Origin of the sequence: Brunnivagina elsteri CCALA 953 (assembly GCF_002289455.1) — a bacterium.
GTDB classification, from domain to species: Bacteria; Cyanobacteriota; Cyanobacteriia; order Cyanobacteriales; family Nostocaceae; genus Brunnivagina; species Brunnivagina elsteri.
Map to the genome: position 1 here is coordinate 1 of NZ_NTFS01000658.1, position 2191 is coordinate 2191.

At 41.6% G+C, this 2191-nt stretch carries 1 protein-coding gene; it reads right to left on the minus strand.

The features are described from left to right. Window positions 1-1541, minus strand: a 1541-nt coding sequence (gene alaS / locus CK510_RS29600) for an alanine--tRNA ligase (RefSeq protein ID WP_095725016.1), incomplete at its 3' end; no start/stop codon positions are given. Between the last annotated feature and the right edge of the window lie 650 nt (window positions 1542-2191).

Genomic DNA, 2191 nt, shown 5'->3' on the forward strand with positions numbered 1-2191 from the left:
ATATAACCCCTATCCCCGATTTGTCCCCCAGATTCAGCGTAGAAGGGGGTTTTTTCGAGGAGGATTTGAATTTCTGTTCCGACTTCGGCTTCTTCTTCGGCAACACCATTAACTAAAATTGCTTCGACTTTGGTAGATGCGATCGCTTCGGTATAACCAACGAAATCTGTAACTGTAATCTGTGCGGCTAATTTGTCGATGCTTCCCTGTACCGTCAAATCGATGGTTTCGTGGGCATCTCTTCCCATTTGCTTCTGTTTTTCCATTTCGGCAGCAAAGCCAGCTTCATCGATGTTTAAGCCGTTTTCTGTGGCAATTTCGGCAGTGAGTTCCTGGGGAAAACCGTATGTGTCGTAGAGTTTGAAGACATCAATACCGCTAATTGTGGTTTGATTTTCCTGTTTGGCTTTATTAATGATGTCTTCGAGTAATTTTTCACCCCGTTCCAATGTCTTCAGGAAGTTGGTTTCTTCGCGCTGTAATTCGGCTTTGATGGCATTTTCCCGTTTGCGAACCCCAGGATAGGCAGATTCTGACAGTAAAATTGCGGTTTCGGCAACTTGGGTTGTAAATTCCCCAGAAATCCCAATTAATCTACCATGACGGACGACACGACGAATCAAACGACGCAAAATGTAACCGCGTCCAGTGTTGGAAGCGCGGATTTCATCGGCTATCATGTGGACTACAGCACGAATATGATCGCCAATCACTTTTAAAGATATTTTGGTTTTCTCGTCTGCTTTAACGTAGTCAATCCCTGCGATATTTGCGGTAGTTTGAATAATGGGGAATATTAAATCAGTTTCGTAGTTGTTGGGAACTTGTTGGAGAATTTGTGCCATTCTCTCTAAACCCAAACCCGTATCTATATTTTGATTTGCAAGTGGTGTTAAATTCCCTTCTATGTCTTTGTTGTATTGCATGAACACCAGGTTATAAAACTCAATAAACCGGGTATCATCTTCTAAATCGATATTCTCATCGCCTAATTCCGGGTGAAAGTCGTAGTATATCTCGGAACAGGGACCACAAGGACCAGTAGCTCCCGATTCCCAGAAGTTATCTTTTTTACCCATGCGTTGAATGCGCTTTTCGGTAACACCTATTTTATCGCGCCAAATTGCAAAGGCTTCGTCGTCGTCTTCAAATACACTAACTACCAAACGCTCTTTGGGAAGGTTAAAGACTTGGGTAGAGATTTCCCAACCCCATGCGATCGCTTGTTCTTTAAAATAATCTCCAAAGCTGAAGTTACCCAACATCTCGAAGAAAGTGTGGTGACGCTTAGTCACACCAACATTTTCAATATCGTTGGTACGAATACATTTTTGTGATGTGGTTGCTCGTTTAAATTCTGGGGTGCGTTGTCCTAAGAATATCGGTTTAAATGGTAGCATCCCCGCGATCGTCAGTAATACCGTAGGGTCTTCTGGCACGAGGGAAGCACTTGGTAAAATTTGGTGTCCATGTTGTGCAAAGAAGTCGAGGAATTTTTGGCGAATTTCGCTACCACTGAGATTTTGGGGATTGGAAGACATGGGAATTTTAATTTAATTAGGATTTAAGAATGTAGAGACACGATACATCGCATCTTTTGGATTTGAGAATTAGGAATCTAGAAACACGATACATCACGTCTTGAGGATTTGGGAATTGAGAATCTAGAAACACGATACATCGCGTCTTTTGGATTTGGGAATTAGGAATCTAGAAACACGATATACTCAAAACGGATAGAATATAAACCTTTGTCATGCTGACGAAGGTAGGCGAAAGACTTCCCGTTCCCTCGTTCGCCTTTGGCGTTCCCGAAGGGTAGGGTAGCATCTAAAAACTTTTAAGGTATTTGAAAGTATATTCTTAACCCGTTCTTAGTGTACATCGCGTCGTATCAAGTCCTTGAGGTTTGGGAATCTAGAAACACGACATATGACCTCTTTATAAATTAATCAATGCCCAATGCTCAATACCCCATTCCTTACCTATATATTGACATTTTGTCCTAAGTTCTAACCATACATTCCTAAATTAGCAAGAGAGATGTGTAACTATTCCTTACTGTCACAATCTCTAGTCTTTTGGATGATGAACGGGCTATTTTAGCTTCACTAAGAGTGTTCCAAGTAAAAAAGTGCCCAATTGTCATGCTGAATGGAGCGAAGCGCAATGAAGCATCTCTGTCTATTAC